The organism is Roseibium sp. (genome assembly GCF_965232425.1).
Classification (GTDB): domain Bacteria; phylum Pseudomonadota; class Alphaproteobacteria; order Rhizobiales; family Stappiaceae; genus Roseibium.
In genome coordinates this window covers 2,848,748-2,863,318 of the sequence record NZ_OZ246971.1, presented here as the reverse complement: position 1 = coordinate 2,863,318, position 14,571 = coordinate 2,848,748, and the positions used below count along the sequence as shown (strand labels likewise).

Annotated in this window: 10 protein-coding genes; 2 read left to right on the top strand and 8 right to left on the bottom strand. The window is 62.5% G+C overall.

All coding sequences use genetic code 11. From position 1 onward, the window contains the following. Positions 1-73 precede the first annotated feature (73 nt). From ACO08A_RS13180 to ACO08A_RS13155, 6 genes are all read right to left on the bottom strand, one after another. Positions 74-1,897: a BCCT family transporter gene (locus ACO08A_RS13180; protein WP_422041478.1), complete on the bottom strand. Its 1,824-nt coding sequence runs from the start codon at positions 1,895-1,897 to the stop codon at positions 74-76. A 79-nt stretch (positions 1,898-1,976) separates the two neighbouring features. Continuing rightward, positions 1,977-2,987 carry an Ldh family oxidoreductase gene (locus ACO08A_RS13175; RefSeq protein ID WP_422041477.1) on the bottom strand — a complete coding sequence of 337 codons (1,011 nt, stop codon included), beginning with the start codon at positions 2,985-2,987 and terminating at the stop codon, positions 1,977-1,979. A gap of 12 nt (positions 2,988-2,999) precedes the next feature. After that, the gene (locus tag ACO08A_RS13170) at positions 3,000-3,626 is read right to left on the bottom strand and encodes a DUF3726 domain-containing protein (protein WP_422041476.1); all 627 of its coding nucleotides are present in this window, start codon (positions 3,624-3,626) and stop codon (positions 3,000-3,002) included. Continuing rightward, a complete protein-coding gene (locus ACO08A_RS13165; protein ID WP_422041475.1) occupies positions 3,623-5,308 on the bottom strand; it encodes a hypothetical protein in 1,686 nt (561 codons plus the stop codon). The genes ACO08A_RS13170 and ACO08A_RS13165 overlap by 4 nt, the downstream gene beginning before the upstream one ends. Further along, positions 5,305-6,282, bottom strand: a complete 978-nt coding sequence (locus ACO08A_RS13160; protein ID WP_422041474.1) for a membrane dipeptidase — start codon at positions 6,280-6,282, stop codon at positions 5,305-5,307. The genes ACO08A_RS13165 and ACO08A_RS13160 overlap by 4 nt, the downstream gene beginning before the upstream one ends. Beyond that, entirely contained in the window at positions 6,282-7,745 is a 1,464-nt protein-coding gene (locus tag ACO08A_RS13155) for an aldehyde dehydrogenase family protein (protein WP_422041473.1), read from the bottom strand. The genes ACO08A_RS13160 and ACO08A_RS13155 overlap by 1 nt, the downstream gene beginning before the upstream one ends. Before the next feature lie 85 nt (positions 7,746-7,830). Between ACO08A_RS13155 and ACO08A_RS13150 the strand changes: the two genes are divergently transcribed. Then, a complete protein-coding gene (locus tag ACO08A_RS13150; RefSeq protein ID WP_422041472.1) occupies positions 7,831-8,703 on the top strand; it encodes a LysR family transcriptional regulator in 873 nt (290 codons plus the stop codon). A gap of 13 nt (positions 8,704-8,716) precedes the next feature. Here ACO08A_RS13150 and ACO08A_RS13145 read toward each other — a convergent pair whose 3' ends face one another. Next, positions 8,717-10,612 (bottom strand): methyl-accepting chemotaxis protein, encoded by a 1,896-nt coding sequence (locus ACO08A_RS13145; protein WP_422041471.1) that lies wholly within the window; start codon positions 10,610-10,612, stop codon positions 8,717-8,719. 310 nt (positions 10,613-10,922) lie between these two features. Beyond that, positions 10,923-13,142 (bottom strand): esterase-like activity of phytase family protein, encoded by a 2,220-nt coding sequence (locus tag ACO08A_RS13140; protein WP_422041470.1) that lies wholly within the window; start codon positions 13,140-13,142, stop codon positions 10,923-10,925. Positions 13,143-13,371: 229 nt separating this feature from the next. Here ACO08A_RS13140 and ACO08A_RS13135 point away from each other — a divergent pair, with 229 nt between their 5' ends. Continuing rightward, the gene (locus ACO08A_RS13135; RefSeq protein WP_422041469.1) at positions 13,372-14,571 is read left to right on the top strand and encodes a multidrug effflux MFS transporter; all 1,200 of its coding nucleotides are present in this window, start codon (positions 13,372-13,374) and stop codon (positions 14,569-14,571) included.

The following is a 14,571-nucleotide window of genomic DNA, read 5'->3' as shown; positions in this document are numbered from 1 at the left end:
CCTTGCCTTGTGGCAAAACAATCCCGGTGAAATGGGTTTCTATCTATGAAGGTTGGTATGAGAGGGTCGCAGATTATTCTGCCGGCACCACAGCTCTTTCCCGCAGGCCGTCGCGGTAGAGCGCTTTGCCCAGCGCGACACACATCAGGCCCATCACCATGGTGAACGGCAGGGCGCCGATGATCATCGCGCTTTTCAGCGCTTCCATCGGATCGGCACCACCATTGGTCTTTCCGGCGATCAGCAACGTCCCGATCACCAGTGTCAGGATGACGCCCCAGACGATGCGGTGCTTGATGCCGGTCTGCTGCTCTCCGCCGGACATGATCGTGTTCATCACGAGGATGCCGGAATCGGCGGACGTCACCAGGAAGGTCAGGATGAGGACAACGCACATCACGGTGATGGCGGCCAGGAACCCGCCGGACAGCATCTGTCCGAGCGTGACGAACAGTTTCGCCGTGTTGGATGCCCCGATGATCGCCCCGTCGGCGCCGCCTGTCAGTTCCAGGTCGATGGCCGTTCCGCCAAGGATTGTCATCCAGGCGAAACAGACAAGGGCCGGCGCAATGACGCAGCCGATGATGAATTCGCGCACCGAACGGCCCTTCGAGATGCGGGCGAGAAACAGCCCCACGAAGGGTGAGAACGCGATCCACCAGGCCCAGTAGAACGTGGTCCAGCCGGCCTGCCAGCCGAACTGGCGTCCGGGTTCACCGGCCGCATAGGCGGCGGCCAGCACGTTTTCCGGCAGCGCCGCGGCATCGCCTTCCAGCCCCGACTTGAACGCGTCGAACGAACCCCAGGCATTTGTCGCCCCCGCCCGCAAGGCGTCCGCGAAGGGCGCGGCTTCCGGCGGCAGCGCCGCTGCGAATTCGGCCGGTGATTGCGGACCGAAAGCCCCGAAGCTCAGCGATACATAGTGAAGGATGTAATCGGCGAACGCAGTGGCGTAGGTCGTCATCGCGAACAGGAACGAGCCGAAGATCACGAATGTCAAAAGCAGGATGATCGACAGCACAAGATTGAGATTGGACAGGTATTTGACCCCCCGTCCGACGCCGGAAACGGCCGAGATGATCGACAGTCCCATGATCACGACGAGACCGGTGATCAGGCCGACCGTTCCGGGTGCAGGCGCATCTCCGGACGTGTCCATCATCCACTGCATGCCCGTTATGGCATAAAGACCGTCGATGAACTGCGACACACCGAAGCCGATGGTGACCGAGACGCCGAGGATGGTGGCAACGACGCCGAGAACGTCGACGACATGGCCGAGGAAACCGTTCATGAGACGGCCGAACAGGGGCGTCAGCGCGGTCCGGATGGTCAATGGCATTCCGCGTGTATAGGCATAGTAGGCAAGCGAAAGCCCCGTCACGACGTAGATCGCCCAGGCATGAAAGCCGTAATGAAGAAACGTGTACCGGTAGCCGGATTGAACCGCGTTCTCGCTGTTGGCAACGACGTCACCGGCCAGCACGACCGGGTTCGATCCCCAGAGGCCAAGCGGCTCCGCCGTGGCAAAGACCATGAGACCGACCCCGAGACCCGCGCCGAACATCATCGAGAACCAGGAAAATGTCGAGAACTCGGGGGCTTCGCCCGGCGTTCCCATCACCCGGCTGCCCGTGCGCGGCAGGATGGCGATTACCAGAAGAAAGAAGGAGAACAGCCCGACGATGACGATGTAGAAACCGTTGAAGTCCTCCAGAAGCCGCCAGTTGAGGCTTCCCAGAACACCGTTTGCGTTTGCGGGCCAGACCAGCGCCCAGAGCACGAGCGCCACCATGATCGCCTTGCTGAGAAGTGCGATCTCGACGCTGTGGCCGTCGTAGAAGCCGCCGGCGGACTTCTTGATCTGAAGATCGGTAAAAGGTTGCTTGATTGACATGTGTGACCTCCTGTTCACATGTGCCGTGACTGTCCGGGTGGAGTGATGCCGGCAGCTCCCCGGTTGGCCGCCGGGCCGTTCAGGTGAGAAGGGCTTCGATCTTTGCGAGCGTTGCGGCATTGACGGCAACGCCGTCTCCCCGTGCCGCCAATCGCTTGGATCGCCGCCCGTCGCCGGGAAGGTGTGCTCCCTCCTGAAACCGGATCGCTTCGACCAGTTCCGATACAATTGCGTTGAAGCTGCCTCCGGACGTCACGCCCGGGTCGATTGCAATGAAGCACTGCCCGGTCCGCGGCGGACCGCCGGCGGTTCCCGAAAAGGGCGAAGCATTTGTCCCGAGCGTTGCTCCGGCGAGCGCGGCGGCCATGACTTCCGTCAGCAGCGCAATCCCGACGCCCTTGTAGCCGCCCGAAGGCGCCATCGATCCCTTGAGCCCGACATTGGGGTCGGTGGTCGGATTGCCCTCGCTATCGAGCGCCCAGCCGATCGGGATCGGTTTGCCCTCGCGCGCATGTTTCATGACCTCGCTCTTGGCGATCGTGCTGGCGCTCTGGTCGATCAGCAGCGCGGGCTGACCGTCGGCGCCCGGAACCGCGACGGAAAACGGGTTCGTGCCGACGACGGGCTTTGCGCCTCCGGACGGCGCGATGGACGCCGGTGCATTCGTGAACCCGAGCCCGACCAGTCCTTCCTGCGCCAGCCGGAAGGTGTGATAGCCGAGGACTCCGCAATTATAGCTGTTCCGGATCGTCAGGACGGCGATGCCCTGCTCACGGGCAGCCGGGACGAGGGCCGCAAATCCCAGGTCGATCGCGGCGTGCGCAAATCCGGTCGCGGCGTCGACGGCAACCACGCCGGGTCTCGGCCGCGCAAGCACGGGTTCCGCACTGCCGTCAACCTTGCCGCAGCGAACGTGCTCGCAATAGATCGGGATATAGGCCAGGCCGTGACTGGCGACCCCGTCCGCCTCCGTTGCCGCGGTGGCGAGCGCCAGTGCCCGGGCGCTCTTTTCCGCCGTGCCCGCCGCCACGAGGGCGCGGAAGGAAAGGTCTTCGATTTCGGCAAGCGAGAGTGTCCGCGTCTCGGTCATGATTGCACCTCATCAGTCATTGTCGGAGAGGCCCGCACCCGCGCCCAGAAGACGCGATTCACGGGTAGCCGGCGCGTAGGTGCGGTGTGCGAGCACCGCAAGCCGGTCCCAGCTGTCCGGATCAGGGCACATCTGCGCGCTGCGCGGCCGCCGGGAAGATATCGTTTCGCGCGCGCGAACACGTATCTGCTCTGCAAGGTCCGGAAGCATGTCAGGGCAAAGCAGAATGTCGCCGTCGGTCTCCGCAACATGACCATCCATCTCGACCGTCAGGCAGCACGTCAGCTCAGCAGCCGCGTTCGCTGCGAATGGCAGGATGAACAAGGGCACCGCCACCCGTTCCATTTCCACAGGAGCGGTGCGAAGCCTGCGTGCGCAGTCGGACAGGAATGCGCCCGTCATGAGCGGACACAGATCTCTTGCGCCGCGCCAGGTCTCGCCCGCGGCATGCGGCCGATGATCCCCGGAACCTGCAAGGTCCTTGTCAAGCAGCACGGCAAGCGCGGCCACACCGTCATGGCCATTTTGGCAAAGCCACCGGGTTGCCTTGGACGCTTCTTCAGCAAGTCCCCAGGAATAGCCGGCCCCGCGTGCGGCACGTTTCGCCGTCGCCTCGATCTCGTTCAGGGATCGTTTCATTCGCCCGGCTCCGGATAGACCCAGAGGTCGGCATTTGCCGTGGTGAGGTCTTCGGGATAGGGCGCACCTGAATACATGCAGATCCGCACCCATCGGTCGGAGCGGGGATCAAAATGCGTTGCACCGAAAAACGACAGTTTCGCGCGCAGCATGTCGATCGGCATGACCGAGGCGCTGATCGTGTTGTCACGGATTTCCCCGTAAGGTGCGACACGTCCCATCTGCGCCCGCCGGACGGTGTGACGGTGCTCCGGATGCCGAAGCAGAAACTTGGCGACGGCCTCTTCCGGGTCGCATCTCTCCAATGCGGAAAACGCGGCAGCGGCATCGCGTGCGGGCGCAAGCGGCTGCTCGTAATCGGCGATCGGTTCCTCGAACCGTTCACCCATGCGCGGCTCGAGTTTCTCCTCCGAAACATACCAGGCGCGCCCGCAATTGGCGGGATCGCTCCAGTCAAGCCCCAGCGCCCAGCCGAATTGCTGCTGAAGCAGAGCCACGACATCACGCAGGGTCATCGAGCCGTCAATACGGAATGCGTCCGGATTGCCGTCGGCCATGCACCCCGCGAGGCCATCGACCAGCGCGCCGTAGGGCTCCAGGATGAGCGAGGCGACGAGTTCCTGCCCTTCTTCGCTCAAGGATCTCTCCGACCATTCGATCAGGCTGTTCCAGGGATGGTCCGCCGTCGCATTCCAATCGGGGAGATACTGCGAAAGGATCTGCAGATCGGCCTTCAGACAGGACACTTTTTCAAGCTGCACCGGATGCTCCGATCGCCAGCGCTCGACGGAGACGGCACTTCGTTCGACCAGTCGGCGGAAATTTTCCGTGTCTTCGGGGCTTGCGCACCTGATGCTCCGGACGCGGGATATCGCCTCCTCGCGCACCATCATCCAGTTATTGAAAAGGATTGGATGATTGATGATGAACGGCGCCATGCCGAGGCCGGTGGAGTTGCCTATCCCAAGACGCCGCGCCATTTCCGGCTCCAGCGGGACCGCCCGCGTGCCACCAAGGCTCCCGGCCATGTGGTTTACAAGGTCGCGGACGAACGTCCTTGTCAGATAGACCGACAGCATTTCGGCCTGAAAAGGCGCCTGCATTTCCTCACGATCCGCGATCACATCCCGGTCGGCGGCGCCGAACTTGCCGGACCCGTAGACCGCGGTCGTGCGCATCAGGTAACCCACGGCATCGATCTGGTCATGATCCGGTTGCCGGCCGGATGCCAGCCGCTCGACGACATGGGTCCAGAGCCGCACGGACCGGTTTGCCCGCGACAGCGACAATTCGGTCTGGCTGACCCGCCCCGCTTCCTGCAACGGGACATTTTTGGCCAGCCGCTCGAGATCATCCCCGGTCGGAACACCGTCAAAAAGCGTGAAGGTCGCGTCCCAGGCATCGGCAATCACGCGGTCCGAGCGTTTGTCGGCCGGAAGATCATGGGCAAAGGCGACCAGCGAATAGGCGCGCTGTGGACCTTGCGCCGTATAGACCGCCCGTCCCACGCCGTTGCTGTCGATGTCGAACAGGGAACGTGAAAACTGCCAGTTCTCCCGCGCCATGCGGCGCGTCAGGATCCGCATGAAGCTGAGACGGCACTGATGCAGAGACCCCAGGCGGCTGAGCCGCATCATCGTTGCCGGGTCCCGGCGGGGCACATGCAGCTGTTCGGAAGTCACCGGGACATCCTCCCGAAGCTGTCGGCAAAGAACCGGTACCAGTTGTCCCCCATGATCGCGGAAATCTCGATCTCGTTCATGCCGACCGCGCGAAGGCCGTCTTCGATATTGCCGAAGTCCCTGTTGTCGCGGAACCAGCCGGGCATGTCGGGAAATCCGGGCTTCTCGGCGGAGCCCTCGCCATAGTCGATTTCCCTTGTCCAGCGCCCCACCCGCATCCATTCGACCACACTGTCGGGCTGGTCCTGACACAGGTCCGTGCCGAGACCGAGATGCTCAATGCCGTACTTGTCGGCCGTGCGGGCAATCATCTCGCAAAAGCTCTCAAGTGTGCAGCCGGACTTGTCCTTCAGGTGATGCGGATAGATCGAAAACCCCAGCATGCCGCCATGTCCGGTGACCGCCCGGATGACATCGTCGCGCTTGTTCCTGAGCGCCGGCGCCCACTCGTGCGGATTGGCATGCGTGATCGCGATGGGCCGCTCGGAAATCTCCGCCGCCTCGATGGTTGACCGGTCGGCCGAGTGGCTCATGTCGACGACCAGGCCGACCCGGTTCATCTCCTTGATCACCTGCCGCCCCATGCGGGTGATGCCGGTATCCTCGCTCTCGTAGCAGCCTGTCGCGAGCAGCGACTGGTTGTTGTAGGTGAGCTGCATGAACCGGGCACCCAGGGTGTGCACGATCTCGGCCAGACCGATATCGTCCTCGATCGGCGACGGATTCTGGAAACCGAAAAAGACGGCCGTGCGCCCGGTGCGCCGCGCCTCGTCAATATCCGAGGCCCATGCGCCCTTCATGATGAGATCGGGATACTGCTCGAACCAGCGGTTCCACGTCTCGAAGTTGAGCACGGTTTCCCGGAAGTTTTCATGGTAGGCGATCGTCACATGGATCGCGTCGACACCGCCTTCACGCAGTTGCCGGAAGATCTTTTCCGACCAGTTGGCGTATTGCAGCGCATCGATCCGCATCAGTCCGGGCTCCCCGCGCTGATATAGGCAGTCTTGACCGTGGTGTAGAATTCCGCCGCGGCCTTGCCCTGTTCTCTGGGTCCATACGAACTGTCGCCCCGGCCGCCGAACGGGACGTGGTAGTCTGTACCTGCCGTCGGCAGATTGACGGTCACGACTCCGGTGCGCGCATTGCGGCGGAAGTGGCTGGCCCGGGCGAGGCTCTTCGTGACGATCCCCGATGTGAGCCCGAAATGCGTGTCGTTCACCGTCGCCAGTGCCTCGTCGTAACTGCCGGCCCGGATCACGCTCGTGAGCGGCGCGAACATTTCTTCGCGGTTGATGCGCATATCATTGGTCGTATTCACAAACACACCCGGGGACATGTAATACCCCTTGTGTTGGCGCTCCAGGCGGACACCGCCGCAGGCGAGTTCGGCTCCCTCGGACTTGCCCAGGGCGACGTAGTCGAGGTTCTCCTGAAGCTGTTCTCCGCTTACGACCGGTCCCATCTGGGTTCCCTCTTCAAGCGCATGGCCGACGGTCATCGCCTTCGCGCCCGCGACCAGCTTGTCGACAAAGGCATCATGCACACGCTCGTGAACGACCAGTCTCGAAGAAGCGGTGCACTTTTGCCCGGTTCCGCCAAAAGCACCCCCGAGCGCGAGCGTCACGGCGAGATCGAGATCGGCGTCGTCCATGACGGCAAGGGCGTTCTTCGAGCCCATCTCCATCTGCACCTTGGTCAGGTTCCGGATGGCCGATCCGGCAATTCCCTTGCCGACCTCGACCGACCCGGTAAACGAGATCGCATCCACCTGCGGGCTCTCCACGAGCCGCTGACCGATGGAGCGGCCGGATCCCATGACAAGACTGAACAGCCCCTTTGGGATGTCCTGCCTTTCGATGATTTCGGTTAGCGCAACGGCGGATGCGGGCGTCAGGTTCGCCGGTTTCCAGACAACCGCATTGCCGTAACACAGTGCCGGGGCGATCTTCCAGGAAGCTGTCGCGGTCGGGAAATTCCAGGGTGAAATGACCGCCACGACACCCACGGGCTCACGGCGCACATCGATTTCGACCCCGTCGCGCACGCTGTCGGCATTCTCGCCGATCTGACGCAGGCATTCGCCCGCATAGTAGGTGAAAAACTGCCCGGCCCGGTAGACCTCGCCTCTGCCCTCGGCAAAGGGCTTGCCTTCCTCGCGCGACAGCAGCCTCCCGAGTTCTTCGGCGCGGGCCATCAGCTCGGAGCCGATTTTCATCAGCACCGCTTGCCTTCGCTCCAGGCCGTAGGACGCCCATTCGGCTTGCGCGGCACGGGCACGCTCCAGCGTGAGATCCAGTTGCTCGGCGCCTGCCTGCGCGAAGTGTCCGATCAGATCACTCAGGTCGGACGGGTTTCGGTTCTCGATTTCGCTTGTCCCGGCCTGCCAGGTCCCGGCAATCAGGTTGAGGTGTGTCACGGCGGATCCCAAGTCCATGAAGTCTGTTGTCAAACAGCATGGACATTCGATATGACATCAGTCAAACTCAAATAACTTAACTTAACTTCAGAAAAACTTAAATATGTCCATCAAGATCGAGATGCTCCGCTGCTTTTGTACCGTGGCCCAGACCGGCAGTCTCGCCGAAGCAGCCGACCGGCTCGGCCGGACCCAGTCCGCGGTGTCGATGACGCTGAAACAGCTGGAAGACCATCTGGACAGGAGACTGTTCGAAGGAGAGCGCAAAAACCGCCTGTCTCCCCTGGGGGAGCAGGTGTTTGAACTTTCCCTGAAGCAGGTGCGCCAGTTCGAGCAGACGGTTCGCAGCATCGAAGCCGCGGCGGACGCGTCACAGGGGCTGATCCGCATCGTGTCCGTTCCCTCGGTCGCGGCAATCCTGTTTCCGGCGGTGCTGGACCACATGACGCGGATGTTCCCGGGCGTGAAGGTCGAATTGCGTGACACGGACACGCAGCAGGTGCTGGACGCGCTCGCCCAGGGCAAGGCCGATATCGGCATCGCCTCGGGGCATCATCCGCTCAACGGTGTCACGTCAACGCGCCTGTTCGAGGACAGGTTCGGCCTGGTCTGTGCTGCCGATCATCCGCTGATCACCCGGGGCGAACCACCCCGGATCGCAGACGTCACCGCCGCTCCGTTCATCCGCAACGCCTTGTGCGACCTCATCAAGACGCCGCGTCTCGTCGAAGCGATCCGGAACACCGACGTCACGATCCACAATACCCATTCGCTGATCACGATGGTCAGGACCGGCGCCTGGGTCACCGTTTTGCCGGAAACCGTTGCCCGCTTCATTCCCGAATCGACGGCTTTCAGGCCAATCTCCGACCTGCCCGACAAACGCGCGGTCTATCTCCATGTCCGGGATCGCGCGCGTTTCAGGGACCTGACGAAGGAATGCGCCGGCTTCATCCTGGGGACCGCGCTGGCTTGAGAGGTGGATCCGGTTAAGCCGCCGCCACGTCGTTCAGGAACTCCCTGATCTCGTTGCGCAGATCCTCGGTCCGTTTCACCACATCGCTGGTCCGGCTCTCCATTTCAGCGGCCGCAGAGCTCGACTGCTGAGCGATCTGCTCCACCTGCGCCATGTCGCCGACGACCGACCGTGTCTGGTCCGCCGCTTCAAGAACATTGCCCTTGATCGCATCCGTCGACTGCCGCTTGCTTTCCAGATCGCCCGCGATCTGCGTGGTGCAGTTCGTGACATCGCCGATATCCGCGATGATCTTCTCGATCGCCTCGACGACACGGTCCGTGCGTTCCTGAACCAGCGCGACCTGGCCGGTGATCTGCTCTGTCGCCGAAGCGGTTTGCCCGGCGAGGGTCTTGACCTCGCCGGCGACCACTTCGAAACCCTTGCCCGCGTCACCCGCACGCGCTGCTTCGATGGTCGCATTGAGCGCCAGGAGATTGGTCTGGTCCGCAATCGCGTTGATCAACGACACGATCTCGCCGATCGACTTCGAAATTTCCGAAAGGCTTTCGATCTCCGCGTTCGCCGCGGTCGCATTCTGGTTCGCGGCCTGCGCGAGATCCGTCGCGTCCTGCGCCTGCCGGCTGATCGCGGTTATGTCATTCGCCAGCACTTCGGTCGCCTCCGCGACCGCATCGACATTCTGTGACGCGCCGGAAGACGCGGCGGCCGTGTCGCGTGCCCGCTGGTCGGCGTCCTGGGCAACGTCCTCCAGCGTTCCGGACGTGTGCTGCATGTCGGCGAGCGCATCGTTCACTTCCGACAGGAGATCGGTCATGCGGGTCCTGAAACCCTCGATGAGCGTTTCGACACGTTGCTGGCGTTCCGCCGCGGCCTGCCCTTCAAGACGCTGGCGTTCCTCCGTCAGTTCGATTGTCCGGTCACGATAGTAGCCGACAGCGCGGGCGATATCCGAGATCTCGGTATGGCCGTAGGTAAACGGCAGTTCCTTGTCGAGCCCGTCCGAGTCGGCCAGGTTCCGGATCCCGCTGTTGAGCGCATGAATGCAGTAAAGAATGGACTTGCTGAAGTGCCAGGCGACGCCAAACGCGAGCAGGAAGACGACCCCGAGGGCAATGGCGACACCCCACATACGCAGCTTCGATTGGCGGACCATCGTCTCCAGCCTGGATCCGAGTTCCGTCTGGCTGACCTGTTGCAAACCGTCAATCGCGGCAAGGAATTCGCCGAAACGCGCGCGCAGCGGCGACAGGTCGATTTGTGTCCCGTCGGCGCCCTGGCCGACCTGTTTGGCCACGCGCGCCATTTCGCCCTGGAACTTGCCGTTTGCCTGCCGGTAGGCCTTGGCCGCCGTGCTGAACGGCGTATCCTCGCTCGAAGTCAGCGCGCCCTGGTCCGCGCGGGTCGCGGCGCTGATCGTGTCAGCAAGCACCTTGAACTGGCCGGCTCCGACCAGCACCGACATGGTGTCGGCATGACTGAGTTCCGATTTGCCGGCGACCCTTTCACCATTGCGCACGAGAGCACTGGTCCGCACCACAAGATCCGAAAGCTGACCGGCAACAAGGCCGGCAAGCAAATTGGTCTCCTGGGACCTGTTGGCGGTGACACCCGATTTTTCGCCTATGCACAGGTTGACCCTGTGGGCTTGGCCCAGTCTTCCCGCACTGGAATCCGAAGGCTTTTCCGGCGCACAGTCCGGATACGCGGCCAGCACGCTGCCGGGCAAGGTTTCCGAATCCCGCAGGACAGACTCGTTCCACAGCGTCTGCAGCGCAGGCAGGCTTGCGAGTTTCGCGCCATCGCGCGCAAGGTCCTTGTAGGCTGACAGAATGATCCATCCGGCGCATGAAACGATCGGCACCGTCAGCACAACTACCAGAAGAAAAAGCCGCTTGCGGATGGTCAAAGGAGGTCTCCCGAATCGCGTTGGAACGCATTGAGAGAAAACCTAGTCCGAAATTACCAATAAATTCGAAACGGCAACAAGGCCAACAAGAACAGGTGCGGATAAAGACCCGGAGACCTTCCCCGCCCGCGCCAGCCTTCAGAGTTGAGACCATGCACCCGCGCCGTCCCGGACCTGATCCGGGACCTTCGCGGCGCCCCGCAGGAGGCCCCGGCTCAGGGCCGGGGCGGCGTGAGGCTCAGCAACACAAAAAAGAACCCGGCTGCTGCGGCAGCCGGGTTCGTCAAGGAAGGACCGGGAAAGTCCTGACCTAGTTAAGCCGCGATGCCGGGCCGAGATTGAAGAGCTGTGTTTCACCAGGCGCATCATCGACACCGTCATTGTCCGTCACCAGGATCAGATGTCCGTCGGCGGTGATGGCAAGGCCCTCCGGCTTGTCGAGGATCCAGCCCTTGCCTTCAGCCATTGCCGGCAGAATGTCCATCGCGTAGCGCTTCTTCAGCACCGGCAGGGTTTCGCCGTGTGCGGCCGGAACGACATCCTTCAGGGAGATCACGGTGATCTGCTTGATCGCCGCGTCTTCGCCGCCCTTGTTGTCCCGCTCCAGAACGGCGAAGTCGCCGCCACCCATGGAAACGATCTCGGACAGACCGACCCATCCGCCGGCCGCGCTCCTCGGCGCGTCGAGGGGATAGTGGACGAAGCCCCAGGACGCGTCTGCGGGATTGTAGATCCCGATCTTGGTGTGTCCCTTCGGATCGTCGTTCCACTCGCGCTGCACGGCGACAGCAACAAGGGTCTGGCCGTTCATCTCGAACTCGGCCACACCTTCGAACGAGAACCGTTTCGCCTGGTCGATGAGGCTCTGCGGCAGGGTGATCTGCTCCTGGATCGCACCATCGGCACCGACCTTGAGAAGGAGATGCGCGCGCTCGTTTTTCGGATGGCCTTCAGAGGCGAGCCAGAAACCGCCGTCACTGGCAACCGAGATACCTTCCAGGTCCAGCTTTTCCTGGTCGAAACCGGTGACGGTCACGTAGGAGGTGATCTGTGCCGGTCTCGACGCGATGTCCAGGGTGTAGATCCGGGCATCATCGTAGAAGCTGTCGCTGACGGCGTAGAGCGTGTTTGCATCCGAGGGATCTGCAGCCAGTGCGGATATCGCGCCCCAGCCGATCGGTGCACCCTTTTCCGGATCGACACCGGAAACGACGGACGGATAGGACGGTGCATCGGCACCGAACTTGTAGAGCGAGAGATGCGAGCGGACATTGTCCTCCGCGCTGTCGACTTCATTGGCAACGACGAACAGGTCCCGGTTCGGGATCGCCAGCAGGCCTTCCGGGCCGACATGGGTCGGCAGGAACTGGACGAACTCCGGTTCGCCGCCGGTATCCTTGTAGACCGCAACAAAGTTGCCGCGCTCCGAATTGACGAAGATCAGCGTATCGCCGCCAAACGTGCCGACGGCAACACCTTCAGGCTCCGTGCCCTTCTTGTGTGCACGCTTGGCCGGATAGTGGCCGTGCGACATGCCGAGATGTTCCATCTGGTTGCCGCTGTCGAACAGGACCTCGCCCTTCGTGTTCCAGATCGTGAAGCCGCGCGAGCCGCCCTCGTAGTCACCTTCGTTGGCGGTCACGAAGCGCTCATTGTCGATCCAGGCAACCGCATCCGGCTCACGGGCAACGTTCTCGCTGCTGCCCGACGCATCGCTCATACGCGCTTTCTTGACCGGAACATTCTCCGCCGTCGCAGCGCCTGCAGAGAAATTGGCGACGACATCGCCGGAAGCAAGGTCGACGATGGCCAGGTGATTGTTTTCCTGCAATGTGACGACGGCCTGGTTCGCGGAATTGATGGAAACGAACTCCGGCTCCGGATCGGTCGGCGCAACCTCGGCAAGGTCCGTCAGATCGACGATGCGGCCAGCATCGCAGTTGGTCGGCGCTCCATTCTCGTCGAGATCGAAGATCGCCAGATGCCCGGCCGGCATTTGCGGAATGACGCCGTCGTTGAGATCCTCGTCGCGCTCGTTCTCGATCGCGATCGCAACGAACTTGCCATCCGGCGAAATGGCGACGCTGTCCGGCTGGCCCTTGGCGTCGCATGTTGCCGTGATGCCCATGCCTTCGAGCGCGATCACGGCCAGATGACCGGCCGGGTTCAGATAGTCCTCGCCGGTGTTGACGCCCGCGTAGGCCGCCTTTTCACCGACGGCAACGGATGTCGGCTCACCGCCGAGATCGACCCGTGCCATGGGCTGAATGTTCAGGGGGTTGCCGGCATTGACGAACACGATCGCATCGCCCGGACTGTCGGTGAAGGCGAGTGTGCGGCCGTCCTTGGACGCATGGATGATTTCCGCGACGGTCTCTGTTGCCGTGTCGGCGCCGTCCGGCAGGGTCTTGTAGACCGGATAGGTGTTGACCCGTTCGAAATAATCCGCCTTTGCCGCCGACACGGTTCCAAGACCGGCCAGAACGGCAAGACTGACGCCCTTCAGGAAACATCCGCGAGGGTCTGACATTGCACTAGCTCCCAGTTTTTTGGTGTGAGGTGGGCGCAAGCTAGTCGGCGACATTACAGAAACGGTGACAGTTGCATGAAGGTTCGATGACACGCACACGAATAAATTATGCGCACGGTCGAGTGCCCGCGCGTCAGAATTAACTGGACAAGACCCGACAATTCTCTCACGTTGCAACACGCAAAATTTCTTGCGCCGATTGCGCGCAATTCAATCTCGGATAACTCACATGCAGATCGGATTCGTCCGTGCCGCCCTTGTTCTGGGGCTGCTGGCAGCCGTCGGCCCGTTCGCCATAGACCTCTACCTTCCCGCAACGCCGCAGATCGTCAGCGATCTGGGGACGGACGACGCGGGCGCCCACATGACGTTCACCGTCTATTTCATCGCCTTCGGCCTGGCGCAGCTCATCTACGGCCCGATCGCGGACTGGATGGGCCGCAGGCCGCCGATCTTTGTCGGGCTGACGGTCTTCATCGCCGGATCGATCATCTGCGCGATGGCAACTGACATCTCCATGCTCACGTTCGGGCGTTTCGTCCAGGCTCTCGGTGCGGCAGCGCCGATGGTGATCGTGCGTGCCGTCGTGCGGGATCTGCATACGGGGACGGAAGCAACGCGGCTGATGGCGCTGGTGATGCTGGTGATCAGCATCTCCCCGCTCTTGGCCCCCCTGACCGGAAGCATGATCATTTCCGTCGCCAGCTGGCGCATGATCTTCGGTGCGCTCGGCCTGATCGCGCTGGCCGCCATGATCTTTACCGCCTTGCGCCTTCCCGAGACGCTGTCAGAGGACAGGCGCGTTCCCGTCAACCCTGCGGCGCTCCTGCGCAGCTCCATCTTCCTGATGAAGGATTTCAGGTTCATGGGCCTGACGATGATCGGCGGCTTCGCCCTGGCGAGCTTCTTTGTCTTCATCGCCTCGGCGCCGCTCGTCTACATGACGCAATACGCCCTGTCCCCGACGCAGTTCTCGCTCGTCTTCGCAGTCAACGCGGTGGGTTTTTTCGCTGCGTCCCAGTTCGCCGCCGGCCTTGGCCAGAAATACGGCATGGGCCGCGTCGCCTTCTGGGCGGTCTGCGGGTTCGCGCTCGCAACATCGTCCCTCTTCATGCTTGTCTGGCTGGGCTTCGATGACCTGCCGGTGCTGATGGCGATGTTCTTCCTCGGAAACTCCTGCCTCGGTCTCGTCATCGCGCCGACGATGGTCATGGCGCTCGAAGAACACGGCGAGCATGCGGGCATGGCGTCTTCCCTCGGCGGGACGTTCCAGATGGTTGCCGGCGGGTTGATGATCCTGATCTGCAGCCCGTTCTTCGACCGGACGGCATTGCCGCTTGTCGGTGCGGTCGCAGCCTGCGCCTTCATCGCCTTCGTTCTGGCAGTGCTCACGCTTCGTCCGCAACCAGAAGCAAAGGCACCCGCCTGA

Excerpts from the sequence above, each read along its gene's own strand:
- ACO08A_RS13180 (WP_422041478.1), bottom strand. The coding sequence starts at position 1,897 with ATGTCAATCAAGCAACCTTTTACCGATCTTCAGATCAAGAAGTCCGCC.
- ACO08A_RS13155 (WP_422041473.1), bottom strand. The coding sequence starts at position 7,745 with ATGGACTTGGGATCCGCCGTGACACACCTCAACCTGATTGCCGGGACC.
- ACO08A_RS13170 (WP_422041476.1), bottom strand. The coding sequence starts at position 3,626 with ATGAAACGATCCCTGAACGAGATCGAGGCGACGGCGAAACGTGCCGCA.
- ACO08A_RS13160 (WP_422041474.1), bottom strand. The coding sequence starts at position 6,282 with ATGCGGATCGATGCGCTGCAATACGCCAACTGGTCGGAAAAGATCTTC.
- ACO08A_RS13135 (WP_422041469.1), top strand. The coding sequence starts at position 13,372 with ATGCAGATCGGATTCGTCCGTGCCGCCCTTGTTCTGGGGCTGCTGGCA.
- ACO08A_RS13140 (WP_422041470.1), bottom strand. The coding sequence starts at position 13,142 with ATGTCAGACCCTCGCGGATGTTTCCTGAAGGGCGTCAGTCTTGCCGTT.
- ACO08A_RS13175 (WP_422041477.1), bottom strand. The coding sequence starts at position 2,987 with ATGACCGAGACGCGGACACTCTCGCTTGCCGAAATCGAAGACCTTTCC.
- ACO08A_RS13150 (WP_422041472.1), top strand. The coding sequence starts at position 7,831 with ATGTCCATCAAGATCGAGATGCTCCGCTGCTTTTGTACCGTGGCCCAG.